Origin of the sequence: Kribbella sp. NPDC026611, from assembly GCF_040638345.1 — a bacterium.
GTDB lineage: Bacteria > Actinomycetota > Actinomycetes > Propionibacteriales > Kribbellaceae > Kribbella.
This window is the reverse complement of sequence record NZ_JBEZYC010000002.1, coordinates 458,918-474,814: the sequence shown is the minus strand read 5'-3', so window position 1 is coordinate 474,814 and position 15,897 is coordinate 458,918. Positions and strand designations below refer to the sequence as shown.

Annotated in this window: 19 protein-coding genes; 11 read left to right on the top strand and 8 right to left on the bottom strand. The window is 69.9% G+C overall.

The window, feature by feature from the left end; all coding sequences use genetic code 11:
• Positions 1–35: 35 nt before the first annotated feature.
• The 5 genes from AB0E69_RS08405 to AB0E69_RS08385 all read left to right on the top strand — a co-directional run bounded on the left by AB0E69_RS08405 (position 36) and on the right by AB0E69_RS08385 (position 3,381).
• Positions 36–1,052 carry a DNA topoisomerase IB gene (locus AB0E69_RS08405; RefSeq protein WP_360141673.1) on the top strand — a complete coding sequence of 339 codons (1,017 nt, stop codon included), beginning with the start codon at positions 36–38 and terminating at the stop codon, positions 1,050–1,052.
• Positions 1,053–1,114: 62 nt separating this feature from the next.
• Complete coding sequence (locus AB0E69_RS08400) at positions 1,115–1,546, top strand: hypothetical protein (RefSeq protein WP_360141671.1); 432 nt, start codon at positions 1,115–1,117, stop codon at positions 1,544–1,546.
• Positions 1,543–2,772: a divalent metal cation transporter gene (locus tag AB0E69_RS08395; RefSeq protein ID WP_360141669.1), complete on the top strand. Its 1,230-nt coding sequence runs from the start codon at positions 1,543–1,545 to the stop codon at positions 2,770–2,772. Before AB0E69_RS08400 ends, AB0E69_RS08395 begins: the two co-directional genes overlap by 4 nt.
• A gap of 2 nt (positions 2,773–2,774) precedes the next feature.
• The gene (locus tag AB0E69_RS08390) at positions 2,775–3,071 is read left to right on the top strand and encodes a hypothetical protein (RefSeq protein WP_360141667.1); all 297 of its coding nucleotides are present in this window, start codon (positions 2,775–2,777) and stop codon (positions 3,069–3,071) included.
• Entirely contained in the window at positions 3,058–3,381 is a 324-nt protein-coding gene (locus tag AB0E69_RS08385; RefSeq protein ID WP_360141665.1) for a hypothetical protein, read from the top strand. Before AB0E69_RS08390 ends, AB0E69_RS08385 begins: the two co-directional genes overlap by 14 nt.
• Before the next feature lie 27 nt (positions 3,382–3,408).
• Here the strand turns inward: AB0E69_RS08385 and AB0E69_RS08380 are convergent, their stop codons facing one another.
• The 5 genes from AB0E69_RS08380 to AB0E69_RS08360 all read right to left on the bottom strand — a co-directional run bounded on the left by AB0E69_RS08380 (position 3,409) and on the right by AB0E69_RS08360 (position 6,630).
• Complete coding sequence (locus AB0E69_RS08380) at positions 3,409–4,251, bottom strand: sigma-70 family RNA polymerase sigma factor (RefSeq protein WP_360141663.1); 843 nt, start codon at positions 4,249–4,251, stop codon at positions 3,409–3,411.
• A 9-nt stretch (positions 4,252–4,260) separates the two neighbouring features.
• Positions 4,261–4,884: a hypothetical protein gene (locus tag AB0E69_RS08375; RefSeq protein ID WP_360141661.1), complete on the bottom strand. Its 624-nt coding sequence runs from the start codon at positions 4,882–4,884 to the stop codon at positions 4,261–4,263.
• An 8-nt stretch (positions 4,885–4,892) separates the two neighbouring features.
• Positions 4,893–5,351, bottom strand: coding sequence for a hemerythrin domain-containing protein (locus AB0E69_RS08370; RefSeq protein ID WP_360141659.1), 459 nt, complete (start codon positions 5,349–5,351; stop codon positions 4,893–4,895).
• A 133-nt stretch (positions 5,352–5,484) separates the two neighbouring features.
• On the bottom strand, positions 5,485–6,117 hold the full coding sequence (locus AB0E69_RS08365; protein ID WP_360141657.1) for a VOC family protein: 633 nt from the start codon (positions 6,115–6,117) through the stop codon (positions 5,485–5,487).
• A gap of 90 nt (positions 6,118–6,207) precedes the next feature.
• Positions 6,208–6,630: an SRPBCC domain-containing protein gene (locus AB0E69_RS08360; RefSeq protein WP_360141655.1), complete on the bottom strand. Its 423-nt coding sequence runs from the start codon at positions 6,628–6,630 to the stop codon at positions 6,208–6,210.
• 76 nt (positions 6,631–6,706) lie between these two features.
• Here AB0E69_RS08360 and AB0E69_RS08355 point away from each other — a divergent pair, with 76 nt between their 5' ends.
• Positions 6,707–9,145: a nitrate reductase gene (locus AB0E69_RS08355; protein WP_360141653.1), complete on the top strand. Its 2,439-nt coding sequence runs from the start codon at positions 6,707–6,709 to the stop codon at positions 9,143–9,145.
• Positions 9,142–9,633 (top strand): hypothetical protein, encoded by a 492-nt coding sequence (locus AB0E69_RS08350; RefSeq protein WP_360141651.1) that lies wholly within the window; start codon positions 9,142–9,144, stop codon positions 9,631–9,633. Before AB0E69_RS08355 ends, AB0E69_RS08350 begins: the two co-directional genes overlap by 4 nt.
• 9 nt (positions 9,634–9,642) lie before the next feature.
• Here the strand turns inward: AB0E69_RS08350 and AB0E69_RS08345 are convergent, their stop codons facing one another.
• A complete protein-coding gene (locus tag AB0E69_RS08345; protein ID WP_360141649.1) occupies positions 9,643–10,083 on the bottom strand; it encodes an RpiB/LacA/LacB family sugar-phosphate isomerase in 441 nt (146 codons plus the stop codon).
• Positions 10,084–10,099: 16 nt separating this feature from the next.
• Between AB0E69_RS08345 and AB0E69_RS08340 the strand changes: the two genes are divergently transcribed.
• On the top strand, positions 10,100–10,927 hold the full coding sequence (locus tag AB0E69_RS08340) for a GAF and ANTAR domain-containing protein (RefSeq protein ID WP_360141647.1): 828 nt from the start codon (positions 10,100–10,102) through the stop codon (positions 10,925–10,927).
• A 17-nt stretch (positions 10,928–10,944) separates the two neighbouring features.
• Here AB0E69_RS08340 and AB0E69_RS08335 read toward each other — a convergent pair whose 3' ends face one another.
• On the bottom strand, positions 10,945–12,072 hold the full coding sequence (locus AB0E69_RS08335; protein WP_360141645.1) for a LuxR C-terminal-related transcriptional regulator: 1,128 nt from the start codon (positions 12,070–12,072) through the stop codon (positions 10,945–10,947).
• A gap of 124 nt (positions 12,073–12,196) precedes the next feature.
• Here AB0E69_RS08335 and AB0E69_RS08330 point away from each other — a divergent pair, with 124 nt between their 5' ends.
• From AB0E69_RS08330 to AB0E69_RS08320, 3 genes are all read left to right on the top strand, one after another.
• Positions 12,197–12,985, top strand: a complete 789-nt coding sequence (locus AB0E69_RS08330) for an SDR family oxidoreductase (RefSeq protein WP_360141643.1) — start codon at positions 12,197–12,199, stop codon at positions 12,983–12,985.
• A 26-nt stretch (positions 12,986–13,011) separates the two neighbouring features.
• Entirely contained in the window at positions 13,012–13,866 is an 855-nt protein-coding gene (locus AB0E69_RS08325; RefSeq protein ID WP_360141641.1) for an alpha/beta hydrolase, read from the top strand.
• Between the two features lie 78 nt (positions 13,867–13,944).
• Complete coding sequence (locus tag AB0E69_RS08320; protein WP_360141639.1) at positions 13,945–14,256, top strand: hypothetical protein; 312 nt, start codon at positions 13,945–13,947, stop codon at positions 14,254–14,256.
• 69 nt (positions 14,257–14,325) lie between these two features.
• Here AB0E69_RS08320 and AB0E69_RS08315 read toward each other — a convergent pair whose 3' ends face one another.
• Positions 14,326–15,894: a DUF4139 domain-containing protein gene (locus tag AB0E69_RS08315; RefSeq protein WP_360141637.1), complete on the bottom strand. Its 1,569-nt coding sequence runs from the start codon at positions 15,892–15,894 to the stop codon at positions 14,326–14,328.
• Positions 15,895–15,897 lie beyond the last annotated feature (3 nt).

Below are 15,897 nucleotides of genomic sequence, written 5' to 3'. Positions count from 1 at the left end.
CGTAGCCATGAGTAGGACCTGGGTACCGACGGGGCGTGCGACTGCGGCGAAGCAAGACCGACGAGCCCGGGTACTCACGGCGGCGCCGGGGGCAGGGGTTCAGCTACCTGGACACCAAGGGCAAGGCGATCCGGAACACCGACGTACTCGAGCGGATCCGGACGCTGGCGATCCCGCCGGCCTGGACCGACGTGTGGATCTGCCCGTACCCGAACGGCCACATCCAGGCGATGGGCACGGACGAGGCCGGGCGGCGGCAGTACCTGTACCACGACGACTGGCGGACGTCGCAGGACGCGGACAAGCACGACCGGGTCCGGCTGCTGGCGCGGAAGCTACCGGCGTTCCGCGAGGCGGTCGACAAGGACCTGTGCCTGCGCGGCCTCGACCGGCGGCGGGTGCTGGCGGTCGCGTTGCGGATGCTCGACTACGGCGTCTTCCGGACCGGCAACACGGTGTACGCCGAGGAGCACGGCAGCCGTGGTGCGGCCACCTTGCTGCGCGACGACGTACGGATCAGCAAGGGGAAGCTGGTGTTCGACTTCGTCGCGAAGGGTGGACTGGACCGGCGGATCGAGCTGGACGACAAACGGCTCGTCTCCGCGGTCCAAGCACTCAAGCGCGGACGGAGTCACAGCCCGCGGCTGCTCGTCTACCGGGAGGGCCGGAAGTACCACGAGATCGATGCCGCGATGGTCAACGAGCGGTTCCAGGAGCTCGTCGGGGACGAGTACACGGTGAAGGACCTGCGCACCTGGACCGCGACCGTGCACGCCGCGATCGAGCTCGCGAACGCGGACCCGCCGACCACGAAGAAGGCGCTCAACGCGGCCGTGAAGGACATGCTCGAGGAGGTCTCCGACCACCTCGGCAACACCCCGGCGGTCGCGCGCCGCTCGTACGTCGATCCGCGGGTGGTCGAGCAGTACGAGCACGGCCACACGATCGCGGCCGCGGTCGACCGCGTCGGCTCGGACCTGGACAACGAGAAGACCCGCGCCGCCCTGGAGCGCGCTGTCAACCGGGTGCTGGACCAGGACGCCCGGGCATGACCCGGGCATGAATGGTCAAGGGCACCGGGGGTTCGTACGGTAATCGGACCAAGGTGGTGAACGTGCGTCGGTGGATGGCTGGCGGACTGCTGATGGTGCTCGTGCTGGCCGGTTGCGGCAGCCCGGACCAGAAGTTGCGGGACAACGCTGCGCAGACGGCGCGCGAGGCGCTGTCCGAGGTGAACACGACCCGGCTGGCGGTTGAGCAGCTGCGGTCGCACCGGCTCTGGCCGCAGCCGGCCGGGCAGATCGTGAAGGACGCCGAGAAGAGCCTGGGGAAGGCAGCGAGCGGGTTCTCGTCCCAGCAACCCACGACCGGGGAGTCGACCCGGCTCTACGAGCAGACGACCAAGGCGCTGGGCGATGCCGAGGACGCGGTGACCGCGGTCCGGATCGCGCTCGGGAACGACGACCTCGCCGCCGCCGAGCGGCAGCTCGACCCGCTGCGGACGTCGGGAACGGATCTCGAGCGGATCGGGGAGCTGGCCAAGTGAAGAAAGTCCTTGGGGTGACGCTCGGGATCCTGACCGCGATCGGTGGGTTCGTCGACATCGGGGACCTGGTCACCAACGCGCTCGTCGGCGCCCGGTTCGGCATGCACCTGGCCTGGGTGGTCGTGCTCGGCGTCGTCGGGATCTGCCTGTACGCCGAGATGTCGGGCCGGGTCGTGGCGATGTCCGGCCGGCCCGTGTTCGACCTGATCCGGGAACGGCTCGGCCCGAAGACCGGTCTGGTGGCGCTCGTCGCGTCGTTTCTCGTCACGCTGCTGACGCTGATCGCCGAGGTCGGCGGCGTCGCGCTCGCGTTCGAGCTGGCCAGCGGCGTGAGCTACCTGCTCTGGATGCCGTTCGTCGCGTTCGCGGTGTGGCTGGTGATCTGGCTGGTCAAGTTCTCCCGGCTGGAGCAGGTCTTCGGGTTACTCGGCCTGCTGCTGATCGTCTTCGCGGTCGCGCTGTTCAAGCTCGGTCCGGACTGGGGACAGCTGTTGCACCAGGCAACCGCGCCGCACCCGACCGGTCACGAGGGCTGGGCGACGTACGCGTACTACGGGATCGCACTGTTCGGCGCCGCGATGACGCCGTACGAGGTGTTCTTCTTCTCCTCCGGCGGGGTCGAGGAGAAGTGGGACCGGAAGGATCTCGGGACCGAGCGGGCGAACGTGTTCATCGGTTTCCCGCTCGGTGGGCTGCTGTCGCTGGCGATCATGGGCTGTGCGGCGGTGCTGTTCCTGCCGGCCGGCATCCAGGTCGGAACCCTCGGCCAGGTCGCCCTCCCGGTGGCCGTTGCCCTGGGCAAGATCGGGCTCGCGATCGTGCTGCTCGGGGTGTTCGCGGCCACGTTCGGCGCGGCGCTCGAGACCGCGTTGTCGTGCGGCTACACGATCGCGCAGTACCGCGGTTGGCAGTGGGGCAAGTTCGTCCGGCCACGCGAGGCATCCCGGTTCCACGTCGTGATCATCGTCTGCCTGGTGCTGGCGGTGCTCACTCTGCTGACGGCGGTGGACCCGGTGCTGGTGACGGAGTACTCCGTCGTGTTCGCCGCGATGGCGCTGCCGTTGACCTACTTCCCGATCCTGATCGTGGCCAACGATCCGGACTACGTCGGCAAGGAGACGAACGGACGGATCCGGAACGGCATCTCGCTGTTCTACCTCGCGCTGCTGACGGTGGCGTCGGCCGCGGCCATTCCGCTGATGATCATCACGAAAGCGGGGAAGTAGCCATGCCGGACGAACGAGTACTCCACGCGCAGCTGCACCTCCTCGACCGGCAGCTGATCGACCGGGCGGACGGCCACCTGGCCGGCAAGGTCGACGACGTCGAGCTCGACCTCGACGCCGACCCGCCGTTCGTGGTCGCGCTGGTGTCCGGCCGCGAGCGGATCACCGCCGACCGGATCACCGAGATCGACTCGGCGGTGACGATCGATGCCGAGGGCCTCGACCTCGACTACTACGACGACTGGATCGAGAAGCACGTGATCGACAAGATCCCCGGAGCCGGCGATGCGACTGAATGAGCTCCTTGGTCACCGCGTCCACGACCGCGACGGCAACGACATCGGCGGCGTCGCCGACGTACGCCTGGTCCAGGAGGCCCCCGGCGTCCTGCGCGTCGACGGCCTGATCCTGGTGGAGAACCGCGCGACCAGGCTGTTCGGGTACGAGCGCCACGTCGGTCCCGCGCTGCTCCGGCGCCTGGTCCACTCCCGGCTCGGTGAAGTCTGGTTCCTCCCGTGGTCCGACGTCGACCGGATCACCGACGGTCACGTCATGATCCGCTCCAGCCGGTCGGACCTGAAACGGCTCGAGGAGATGGCGCGGTACTGATCCCGCCAGCTGACCCTCCGACCCCCGTCAGGCCGAGAGGGCCAGCTGGAGCTGGGCCATGATGTCGCGGAGCAGGCGGGAGACCTGCATCTGGCTGACGCCGATCTCGGCACCGATCTCGGCCTGCGTGCAGTGGTCGACGAACCGGCGGTGCAGGATGAACCGGTCGCGCTCCGGCAGCCCGTTCACCACCGGCCGGAGCGAGTGCACCTGGTCGATCAGCGCGTACGTGTCGCTCGGATCGGCGACCTGGTGGCCGAGGGTGCGATCGTCGCCCGCCCGGTGCAGCGGTGTGTCCAGGGATGTGGGCTGGAAGCAACCACGCGCCTGCTCGGCCTCGGTGATCTCGCGCGTCTCGACCCCGAGTGCCGCGGCCAGCTCGTCGTGGGTCGGCCAGTGCTGCAGCTCGGCGGCGAGGTCGGCCGAGATCGCGTTCACCCGGGCCTGCGTCTCCTGGAGCCGGCGGGGGAGCTTGACCGCCCACGCGTTGTCCCGGAAGTGGTGCCGGATCCCGCCGCGAATCGTCGGTATGGCGTACGACCGGAAGTCGGAGCCCTCGGTCGGTCGGTAGTTGTGCACGGCCTTCACCAGGTGCTCGAAAGCGATCTGCTCGAGATCCTCGAGATCCACCCCGCGGCGGCGGTAGCGCCGCGCGAGCGTCTGGGCGAGTGGTACGCCGGCCACGATCGCCTGCTCGACGTACTTCGTGCGTTCTGGCCCGCTCGCCGCGTGCGCGGTCCGGAGCAAGCGCTCCAGCGTCGCGGCCTCGTCAGCTCTGTCGGTCCGTTCGGTGCGTCCTGGAACACTCAGCATGTCCGCGGTGTCCTGCCTGCCATCAGTCCGGCGATGCGCGGCAGGATGTTCGACCACGAACCGGACTCACCTCCGGGTACCCACCTTCACCGCTCCAAACTCACTCAGCGGTTGATGCTGGTGACCACCGCAGGATCGGGCGCGACCGTGGCGACCGGCTGGAAGGACTCGACGGTGAGCGGCTGCTCCAGGTTGGTGACCGTCGCCAGGTGGTGCAGCAGGATGCCTTCGCGGAGCGCCCACGGGGACACCTCGATGCACTTGATGTCCAGGCCGGTCCTCGGGCAGGAAAGCCCTGGTCAGGCGGCCGGCGCCGAGCGGAAGCGACACCGCGAAGTCGGGCTGCGCGTCCCGGCCGAGCGCGATCTCCATCGAACCGCCGCCGATGTCGAGTACCAGCAGCCGGCCCGCCGACCAGCCGTACCAGCGGCGGACGGCAAGGTAAGTCAGCCGGGCCTCGTCCTCACCGGTCAGGAACCGCGGCTGGACACCGGTCTCGTTGGTCAGCCGGAGCGCGACATCGGTCGCATTGGAGGCATCGCGGATCGCCGAGGTGGCACAGGCGTAGAGCCGGTCAACGTGGAGATCGCGCGCCGCGGTCGCCGCCCGGTGCACGGCGTCGATCACCCGCCGGACGCCGTCCTCGGCGATCGAGCCGTCCGGCTGGATCGCCCGGGCAACGCCCGGCATGCTGCTCGTCAGCTGTGGTTGCGGGCAGTGAATCGGCGGCCCAGAGCCAGCAGTTCGTCGTCGTCGCAGGCCTGCTGCAGGCGGGGAAGGAGTTGCTGCTCCTCTTCGTCGATGTGGTGCCGGGCGGCCGCGATCACGGTGCCGAGAAGACCGGCGAAGGCCGGGTTCGTGGCCTCGACGCCGGCCAGGTTCTCGAGCGAACGTTCGAGCTCGGCGTGCCCGGCGAGATCGTCGTCCGCGAGCTGGTCGCCGTCCGGCAGGAGCTTCCGCGCGGACGGGTAGAGGTACAGCGCCTTGGCGGCCGAGTGCCGGGTGAGCTCGGTGGTCACCCGGTCGGCCAGGTCGCGTCGGTGCTGCGGCGTACCGTGGCCCGAGGCCAGCTCGAGGAAGGCCTGCTCGGCCGCTCGATGGCCCCGAATGATCACGCTGATCAGGTCGTCCTGGTTGCCGGGCGCAAAAGTTGCCACAGCTCCTCCTCGACCCCCCGATCAATCACCTCGGTACCCGTCCGGCGGCGCGGTAAAACGGTTCACCTGAACCGCTCGTCCAGCGCTGAGGCCCGCCGGAGCCGGCGGGCCTCGGTGAGTCTTTCGGTGAGTCTTACTGCGGGAGCTCGGTGCCGGTGCGCTCGGCGACCATGTAGGCGGCGTACCACTCGGGCCAGTTGGCGTCGGCCTCGCCGGTGCGGGCCTCGTGCTCACCGTGCGCGGTGGCCGCACGCTTCAGCGCCTCTTCGAGGTCCTTGGCGGAGGAGTAGGTCGACTCGGGGTCCACGCGGCCGGGGAGCCGTTTGGTGACCTCCTGCAGCAGCCAGGTGTTGCCGTCCGGGTCGGCGAAGGTCGCGAACGAGCCGTAGCTGGAGTGGCTGTCGTCCACGCCGGGCACGCGCGAGCTCGGGTCGGCCACCTCGAACTGGGCACCCGGTGCGCCCGGGTGGAAGACCTCGCTCACCTTCGCGCCGCGTCCGGCGAGGTCGTCGCGGGCCGCCTGCGCGTCGGAGACGACCAGGTAGAGACCCTGCGCGGTGCCAGGCTCCGCCGAGGTGATGTTGGTGCCGAACTGGACCGACGCCGGTGAGCCCGGCGGCGTGAGCTGGACGACGCGGAAACCGTTGTCGAACGCGAAGTCCGCGTCCAGCCGCCAGCCCAGGCCGGCGTAGAAGTCTTTGGCGCGGTCCACGTCCGCGACCGGGATCACGACGGCCTCGAACTTGAGGTCCACGGGGGTGCTCATCGGTGCCTCCAGAGGGGTTTTCGTTCTGTGCCACCGACTCTGCCGGGTTTTGCCCGGCTTTACACCAGTGAGATTCCCTGGTCCCGCGGATCACCCCTGCCTGGTGACGTACTGCGTCAACCGGTCCAGAGCGCGCTTCCACAGCCTGTCGTGGTCGCCCACGAGCGCGGGCCGCAGACCTGCCTGGGTGAGGATGAGGTGCGTGTCCTGCCGGCCGGGGACAACGTCGACCAGCAGGGTGCTCGGCGGGTGCGGCGGGTCGTCCCAGCTGGCCTGGAAGTAGTGCGGGGGCTCGCAGGTCGTGACAATGCCGGTGTGCTGCCTGCCGGCGTCGGTCGCCACCGTGAACCCGCCGTACTGCGTATCGCTCAGCACGGTCGTTCCGAGCCACTCGCCGAGCAACTCCGGCCGGGTGAGGAGCTTCCAGAGGCGGTCGGCGTCACAGGCCAGTGTCCGGATATACCTCAGCTGCGGCGCTCTGGCCGCACGTGTTCTGTGCTGTTTGGTCGCCATACCGGGGCAGGTTCCCCAGGAGCCACCTCGCAAATCGGGCTAGTTAGTCTCCCCAGGTCACGGGTACCGCAAACCCATGAGAACCGTCGACCGGATCGCGGAACCGTGGGGGAGCCGTACGCCGTACGGGAAAGGGCAGAGTTGGCCGGTCCGGGTCGACACCCGGCTCGACGACGGGGTCAGCGAGGCCGACGTCGACCGCTGGGTGCAGTCCGCGGCCGTCCTGCACTCCAACGGCGACGGTCTCGACATCGCGGTCAAGGACGGACGCATGGTCGGCGTCCGGGGTCGCGCCGTCGACCGGGTCAACCACGGCCGGCTCGGGCCGAAGGATCTGTTCGGGTATCAGGCGAACCACTCGCCGGACCGGCTGACGACCCCGCTGGTCCGCCGGGACGGGAAGCTGGTCGAGTCCGACTGGGAGACCGCGATGGCGCTGGTCGCCGGCCGGACCAAGGAGCTGCTGAAGGAGCGCGGCCCGAGCTCGGTCGGCTTCTACACGACGGGCCAGCTGTTCCTGGAGGAGTACTACACGCTCGCCATGATCGCCCACGGCGGCATCGGGACCAACCACCTGGACGGCAACACCCGGCTCTGTACGGCGACGGCGGCCGAGGCGCTCAAGGAGACCTTCGCCAGCGACGGTCAGCCGGGCTCGTACACCGACATCGACCACGCCGACGTGATCGCCCTCTTCGGCCACAACATGGCCGAGACCCAGACCGTGCTGTGGACCCGCATCCTGGATCGTCTCGCCGGCCCGAACCCACCGCGCATCCTCTGCGTGGACCCACGCCGTACGCCGGTCGCCGAGGCCGCGACGATCCACCTCGCGCCGCGGCCCGGGACGAACGTCGCGCTGATGAATGCCTTGCTGCACGAGGTGATCGAGCACGACTGGATCGACCAGGACTACGTCGACCAGCACACCGTCGGGTACGACGAGCTCGCGAAGCAGGTCGTCGGCTGCGACCCGGACTGGGCGGCCGGGATCTGCGACGTACCGGCCGGCGACATCCGCGCGGCCGGACGGCTGCTCGGCGAGGCCGAGGCGCTGCTGTCGACCGTGCTGCAGGGGTTCTACCAGTCGCACCAGGCGACGGCGGCGGCGGTCCAGGTCAACAACCTGAACGTGATCCGGGGCATGCTCGGCAAACCCGGCTGCGGAATCCTGCAGATGAACGGGCAGCCGACCGCACAGAACACCCGCGAGTGCGGCGCCGACGGCGACCTGCCCGGCTTCCGCAACTGGGCGAACGACGAGCACGTGCAGGACCTGGCCCGCGTCTGGAACCTCGAGCCGGCGCAGATCCCGCACTACGCACCGCCGACGCACCTGATGCAGATGCTGCGGTACGTCGAGGACGGGTCGATCCGGTTCCTCTACGTGAGCGGCACGAACCCGGCAGTGTCGTTGCCGGAGTTGCACCGGATCCGGAACATCCTGTCCCAGGAGCGGCTGTTCCTGGTCGTGCAGGACATCTTCCTGTCCGAGACCGCGCAGCTCGCCGACGTCGTCCTGCCGGCCGCCGCGTGGGGTGAGAAGACCGGCACGTTTACCAACGCCGACCGGACGGTCCATCTGTCCGAGAAGGCGGTCGAGCCGCCCGGGGACGCGCGACCCGATCTCGACATCTTCATCGACTACGCGCATCGGCTGGGGCTGAAGGACAAGGACGGTGAGCCGCTGGTGAAGTGGACGGACGCCGAGGGCGCGTTCGAGGGCTGGAAAGCCTGCAGCAAGGGCCGTCCGTGCGACTACAGCGGCTTGTCGTACCAGAAGCTCCGCGGCGGCAGCGGGATCCAGTGGCCGTGCAACGAGGAGCACCCGGACGGGACCGAGCGGCTCTACCAGAACGGCGAGTTCTGGAGCATGCCGTCGTACTGCGAGGACTACGGCAAGGACCTGGTGACAGGTGCGCCGCTGGATCCGGTCGAGTACAAGGCGATGAACCCCTCGGGGAAGGCGGTCCTGAAGGCGGCGGAGTACCTGCCGCCGCACGAGCAGCCGTCGCCGGAGTACCCGTACACCCTCACGACCGGGCGGACGCTGTACCACTTCCACACCCGGACCAAGACGGGTCGTGTACCGCAGTTGCAGAAGGCGGCGCCGGACGTGTGGGTGGAGCTGTCGGCGTACGACGCGGAGCGCGAGGGCTGGAACGAGGGTGACCTGCTCCGCGTCTCGACGCCGCGCGGCGTGGTCGAGGCACACCTGCGGATCAGTGGGATCCGCCGGTCGACGCTGTTCCTGCCGTTCCACTACGGGTACTGGGACGCGCCGGACGGCGACCAGCACCGGGCGGCGAACGAGTTGACCGTCACCGACTGGGATCCGGCGTCGAAACAGCCGCTGTTCAAGACGGCGGCCGCCCGGGTCGACCGGATCAGCGCCGCGGCCGGACCGTCGGGGGCACCAACGACCACGGGATCGAAGCCGGTGCCGGCCGGCGTACCGGAAACCGTTGGCGGTCCCGACGCTGTCGTGCACGAGGAGTGGATGGGGCCGCGATGAGCAACAAAGTCGGATTGGCGATCCGCGAGCTGCACCGGTCGGAGAACGAGCTCGCTGCCGCGCTGCTGAGGGCATCGGACCGGCACCAGACCGACCACGACCTGTTCTACCTCGGACGGGACCTGGCGAAGTGGTCGCAGGAGCATGTCCGGCAGCTTGCCGAGCACGGCAGCAACTACGGCGTCGACCTGGACGCCGAGCCCGCGGAGGAGCCGGGTCCGATCGCCGCCATGCGGCAGAAGGGCGCCGAGCTGCTCGACGGACACCACGACCCGTCATTGCTGCTGCTGAAGGACCTCCGGGAGATCCACCTCAAGGCGGCCGGCGTCTCGCTGGACTGGGAGATCCTTGCCCAGACCGCGCAGGCGCTCAAGGATCAAGAGCTTCTGGAGCTGACCAAGACCTCGCATCCGCAGACGCTCCGGCAGCTACGCTGGGCCAACGCCTCGCTGAAGATCCACGCCGCCCAGATCATGGTCACGCCCTGAGCTGGTGTGCTAGGCCTGCGGCCCGTTGACGCGGGCGACGTTCTCGCGGTCGGTGGCGTCCTGGCTGGGCTCGCCGGCGAACCAGGCATCGAGGATCTCGGTCAGCAGCGGCTCGGACGTCAGACGGAGGCTGAGCGCCAGGACGTTCGCGTCGTTCCAGCGGCGGGCGCCGTCGGCGGTGTAGGCGTCGGTGCACAGAGCTGCGCGGACACCTGGCACCTTGTTGGCGGCGATGGACGCACCGGTGCCGGTCCAGCAGCAGACCACGGCCTGGTCCGCCGTACCCGCTTGGATGTCACGGGCAGCCTTCTCGGAGCAGACAGCCCATTGTGGGTCGTCACCAGGGCTCAACGCACCGTGGGTGATGACGTCGTGGCCGCGCGTGCGCAGCTCGGTCACCAGTGCCTGAGCCACTGGCGCGTCCATGTCCGACGAGACGGAGATCCGCATACTCGACCCTAACCCGATGACTTACGCCGAGTGCGTGCCGGAGGTGGCAGCCGGTCGGTCCTGGACGGATGATGTGCGCATGGACGCGATGATTCTCGATCTGGCGCGCGAACTTGCCGAGGTGAGCCGGCTCGTCGAGGACGACGACGTCGCGACGACGCTCGGTCGCTTCGTCGAGCGCGTGGTGAATACGGTGCCCGAGTGCGACGCCGCGCTGATCGCTGTGCAGACAGCGCAGACGACCGAGATCGCGTCCCGCTTCGAGCGGTTCTCCGGCCGGGAGGGCGCCGAGGCGTTGCGGGCTGTGCTCGACGAGCAACTGTCGGCGGCCGAGGGGCCGTTGCACGACACGCTCGCGTACGGCGAACCGCGCCGGATCGGCGATCTGGCGTCGGACGGCCGCTGGCCCAAGTTCTCGTCCGCGGCGGCGGACGCGGGGTACCGCAGCTGCCTGTTCCTCCCGTTGCCGGCCGCGACCGAAGCGGCCGCCTTCGGCCTGTTCTCGGGATCGGCCGGCGCCTTCGACAGTACGTCGTACGACGTCGTGCTGCTGTTCGCGCTGCACGCCGGCGTGGCCTTCGACAATGTGCAGCTCTTCAACGACAGCCGGACCCTCGTCGACCAGCTGCGGACCGCGCTGTCGACCCGGGTCGTGATCGGCCAGGCGGCCGGCGTACTGATGCACCGCTACAGCATCACCTCCGACGTCGCCCTCGACGTCCTGAAGCGCGGCTCGCAGGACCAGAACATCAAGCTCCGGCAGCTCGCCCTCGAGCTCGTCGAGGCGCAGAACGCCGGCAACCTCGCCCCCGCGCTCCGCAAGTACGGCCTCAGCCTCGGCTGATTCCCGGGAGGCACTCGTCAGCGGTTGCGCTCGACGATGCGGGCCAGCTCGACGCGGGACTGCACGCCGAGGGTGCGGAAGATCTGGCGGAGGTGGTAGTCGACGGTGTGCGGCGAGATGAACAGCAGGGCGGCCGTCTCGCGGTTGGTGAGTCCGCGAGCGACCTGTGCGGCGATGCTCCGCTCGGAGTCGGTGAGCTTCGACCAGCCGAAGTCGGTCTGGAGCGAGCCGCTCGCGGTGCTCGCGGTCGCCGGGCCGAGGCGCACCAGGGCGCCGGCGAGGACCATGCCTTCGTACACGGGTTCGCAGTACGTCGTCCGGGGGCCGGAGCTGAACGTGACGACGGCCTGCAGCCTCCCGTCGTGCTGATGGATCGCCCGCTCGGCCCACTCCCACAACAGCGCGCGATCTCCGGGCGCGGTGAGGATCGGTCCGGCGGCGGTGTTGAAGAACATCGTGTTCGCGCTGACCGCGGCCAGCGGACCCTTGGCTCTGCGTCGCGCGGTGACGAAGGCCGCGCGGAGAGCGGGTGACGGCACCGGACCGTCGTCGAGGAGCCGCTGGCGGGTCTCGGCGACCACGCGGCCGACCAGTGCGGGCAGGAACGGGTGGTAGGCGTCGGCGGGACAGGTGGCGTTGATGACGCCGAGCAGCTTGCCGGTGGCGGGGTGGATCACTGCACTGGAGGCGCACGAGACACCGGTCAGGTTGTCGGCGTAGTGCTCGTGGCCGAGAACGACCGTCGGTGCGGCGGTCAGCAGGGACAGGCCGATCGAGTTGGTGCCGACCAGCTCCTCGCGGCAGAGGTAGCCGGGTGCAGCGCCGATGCCGTCCATCTGGTCCGAGGTCCTAATTGACCCCGCCCAGCGCTCGACGAGGTGTCCGCTGCCGTCACTCAGCAGCAGCGCGACCGGTACGTCGGACAGGTCCGCGCTGACCGTGGAGAGCGCGGGCGCTGCCGCCCATCGCAGGCGGCTCTCGTTGTCGACGTCCGGGTCGAACGGCACCGCCACGTGATCGGGCGGTAGCCCGGCGTCGGCGGAACGCCGCCAGGACAGCTGGATCGCGTCGGAGACGGTTCCCGGACCGTGGCCGCCGTCCTCGAGCCGGTCCAGCACGTGCTGCACGGCACCCGCATCTCCCATGTGCGCCCTCCACCTCGCCCTCATGGTCGTTGCTGGGGAGGCGGGTCGCAAGCGAACTACGCATTCACGTGGGGTACGCCGGGCCGCCGTCGCCTAGCGTTCGAGCCGACGAAGGGAGTCGGTCATGGAGCTGCACCTGTCCGGCAAGGTTGCCGTGGTCACCGGCGCCAGCAAGGGCATCGGCCTCGCGATCACCCGGTCGCTGGCCGAAGAGGGGGCCGTTGTCGTCGCCGGCGCACTGCACGGGAGCGAGGAGCTCGACCTGCTCGCGGACCGCTTCCCGGTGCAGGTGGTCAAGGTGGACCTGACCGAGGCGGGCGGACCGCAGTACCTGATCGACGAGGCGGTCGCGCGGCACGGGGTGCTCGACGTCCTCGTCAACAACGTCGGTGCGGTCCGGCCCCGGCTGGACGGGTTCCTCGCGATCACCGACGACGACTGGGACGCGACGCTCACCATCAACTTCCTCGCCGCCGTCCGCAGCATCCGGGCCGCCTTGCCGCACCTGATGGGCCGTCCGAACCCGAGCATCGTGACGATCAGCTCGGTGAACGCCCGGCTGCCCGATCCGCCGGTCGTCGACTACAGCGCGGCCAAGGGTGCGTTGAGCAACCTGTGCAAGTCGCTGTCCAAGGAGTTCGGTCCCCGGGGGGTCCGGATCAACACCATCAGTCCGGGACCCGTGCAGACCGATCTCTGGCTCGGCGCCGACGGCGTCGCGCAGACCATCGCCCGCGCGCAGGGAGTGAAGCCGGAGGACGTCGCGGCCGGTGCGGCCGCCGACAGCCCGACTGGCCGGTTCACCACTCCGCAGGAGGTCGCCGACATCGTTCTGCTGCTGGCCGGCGAACGCGCCGGCAACGTCAACGGCAGCGACTTCGTCATCGACGGCGGCCTCATCACCACCGTCTGAACCATCACTCTGGAGGGGAACCACCCATGTCTACCTACGCACCGACCGCGAAGGAACTCGCCGAGGTCGAAGCCGCCAACCGGTCCGGGAAGACGCCTGTCGTCTTCGTCCACGGGCTGTGGCTGCTCGACACCAGCTGGGACCGGTGGGCGGCCTTCTTCGAGGAGCACGGGTATGCCGCGGTCACGCCGGGCTGGCCGGATGACCCGGCCACCGTGGGCGAAGCTCGGGTCGAGCCGGACGTGTTCGCCGGGAAGAGCATCGGCGACGTCGCGGCGTACCAGCAGTCGGTGATCGAGCGGCTGGAGAAGAAGCCGGCACTCGTCGGGCACTCGTTCGGTGGGCTGCTGGTCGAGATCCTGGCCGGCCGCGGGCTGGCGGCGGCGACCGTGGCGATCGACCCGGCGCCGTCGCGCGGCGTGCTGCCGCTGCCGTTGTCCGCGCTGAAGGCGTCGTCGGCGGTGCTGCTCAACCCGGCGAACCGGCACCGGGCGGTGGCACTGACGTTCGAGCAGTTCCGGTACGGGTTCGCGAACGCCGTCGACGAGGACGAGGCGCGGGCGCTGTACGACGAGTTCCACGTGGCCGGTTCGGGAGTGCCGGTGTTCCAGGCGGCGTTCGCGAACTTCAACCCGCGCACCGAGCTGCAGGCCGACGCCGAGAACCCGGACCGCGGCCCGATGCTGATCATCTCCGGCGAGCACGACCACCAGGTCCCGTGGGCGATCGCGAACGCGACGTACCACCGGCAGCAGAAGAACACGCACTCCGTCACCGAGATCACCGAGATCCCGGGCCGCGGTCACTCCCTGACCATCGACAGCGGCTGGCAGGAGGTCGCGCAGACCGCCCTCGACTTCATCCAGCGGTTTGTGAAGTGATCACCTGACCGGCGGTTCGAGTGAGTTTCGAGTGAGTACTGTGGTGGGCGATCGGAGTGCGCCGGCTGAGGAGGAGCGATGAGCGAAGAGCCGTTCGAGACGTCCGAAGACGCGCGACGGGACCGGCGCGAGCACGGTGGCGCTCCGCAGAGCCCGGACGACGACGCGCTGGCGCGCCGGACCGAGCAGGAGCGGGTCGAGGCTGGGGTCGACGACTACGACCCGGACGACCTACCGCCGGCTACCGATGACCCGGTGCCGACGGACGTGACCGAGTCGGAGGAGTACCAGGAGGTCGAGGCCGAGGTACGGCGCGAGGAGTCGGAGGGCGAGATCTACCCGCTGACGGACCGGCACCCGTTCCCGCCGAGCCACTACGACCGCTCCTGACCCCTCAACCTGCTGCGCACGCTCCGGCTCCTGGTCTCGATCGACTGAGCCGCTGGGGGATACTCGGGGCTACTCGCGCCAGCCGGCGAGGTCGACGGTCTTGCCGGTCTCGACCCGGAAGCCGAGCTTGATCGTGCGTTCCGCGCCCGGAGCCAGGTCGAGTTTCCAGGTGACGACCCCGAGCTCCGTGGTCTCGGCCGGGTCGGGGTCCGTCGCGAACGGTTTCACGGTGATCTCGTGGTCGCGGGAGACCGGGAGCTGGTCGAGGACCGTGATCCGGGCCGCGCGGGGCGTGTGGTTCTCGACCTTCGTCTCGTACTCGACCTCGCGCCGGCGCGTGGATCCGAGCGTCGCCTTGGTCGCCGTACGGCGTACCAGCTTGCGCTCCACCCGGATCCGGTCGTCGACGCCGAGCGCCAGCTCGACGTCCTCGCCCGGCGCCCACACCGGCTGCACCGCCGAGCCGACGAACTCTGCCTCGTGGAACACCGACGCCTTCCCGGCGGGCAGCGTGTGCTCCGACGAGTTCACCACGGTGGCGCGCAGGTGTACGTCGGTCGACCGCACCGGCGCGGTCACGTAGTCGAGCTTGGCCTCGAGGTCGATCGCCGCGATCGTCGCCCGGTGCGAGGCACCGTCGGCGGGGACGGCGATCGGCCGCGGCGGGGTGTACGTCGCCGCGGCCACGCCTTGCTCAACCGTGGCGGCGGACTCTTTGAAGGCCGCCTGCTCGTGGACGACCGCGTCCGCTCGGCCGCGGCCCGCCATCATCGGCGCGGCCGACGGAATGCCTGCAGGTGCGGCGGCGGCCAGCGGGACCGGCGGGCGGAAGCGATCGAGGTACCACGGATCGAGCTCGGGGACCTTCGCGTTCACCGTCGGACGGGCCGTCGACAGCGTGAGGTCGCACTCCGGCCAGTCCTCACCGGTGTGCTGGGTGACCAGCCCGTACCAGTTCAGCGTCAGCCGGTCGCCATTCAGCCGCACGTCGTACGAGCTGGTCCACCCGGCCCCTGCCACGACGTACGAGATCTCGATCTCCACCTCAGCCTCGGCCTCCAGCACGAGGGACACCGCGGCGGACCGCCGATCCGGCTGCCGCTGCTGCGACACGGCCGCAAGCCGCCGCTCAGCCGCGGCCAGACGATCGTCGGCATCGCGACGCCGCCCGGTCAGATCACGCCGAGCCGACCGTACGGCGGTGAGCCGGGCAGCGAGCGACTCCGTGAACCCGCCCAGCTCCGCCTCGGCCTCACCACCCGCCAGCGTCCGGGCGAACGTCCCACCGGCGCGTCGAGCCAGCTGGGCCAAGAACGCGTCCAGCTGCGACTGGACGTCGTCGGCATCCGCGAGCTCGGCGACCTCCGCCTCCGCCTCCCGGCGCTGCCGCTCCAGGTCGGCCACGGTCTCGTCCGGCGCCTGCGCGTGCTGCTGGATGGCCAGCTCCACCCCGAGCACGGTCGCCGGTCCACGGCCCGCGACGCGGACCGAGTCGTCCTGCAGCGCGAGCGGCAGCGGCTCGACGTACACGGTCTGGTCGCCGGCCGGCACGGTGAGGGTGCCGCGCCGGGTGACCCTGGCTCGATCCGGGTACACAGACACGGCGACGATGGGAGCATCCACGACGAGTTGGGCCATGCC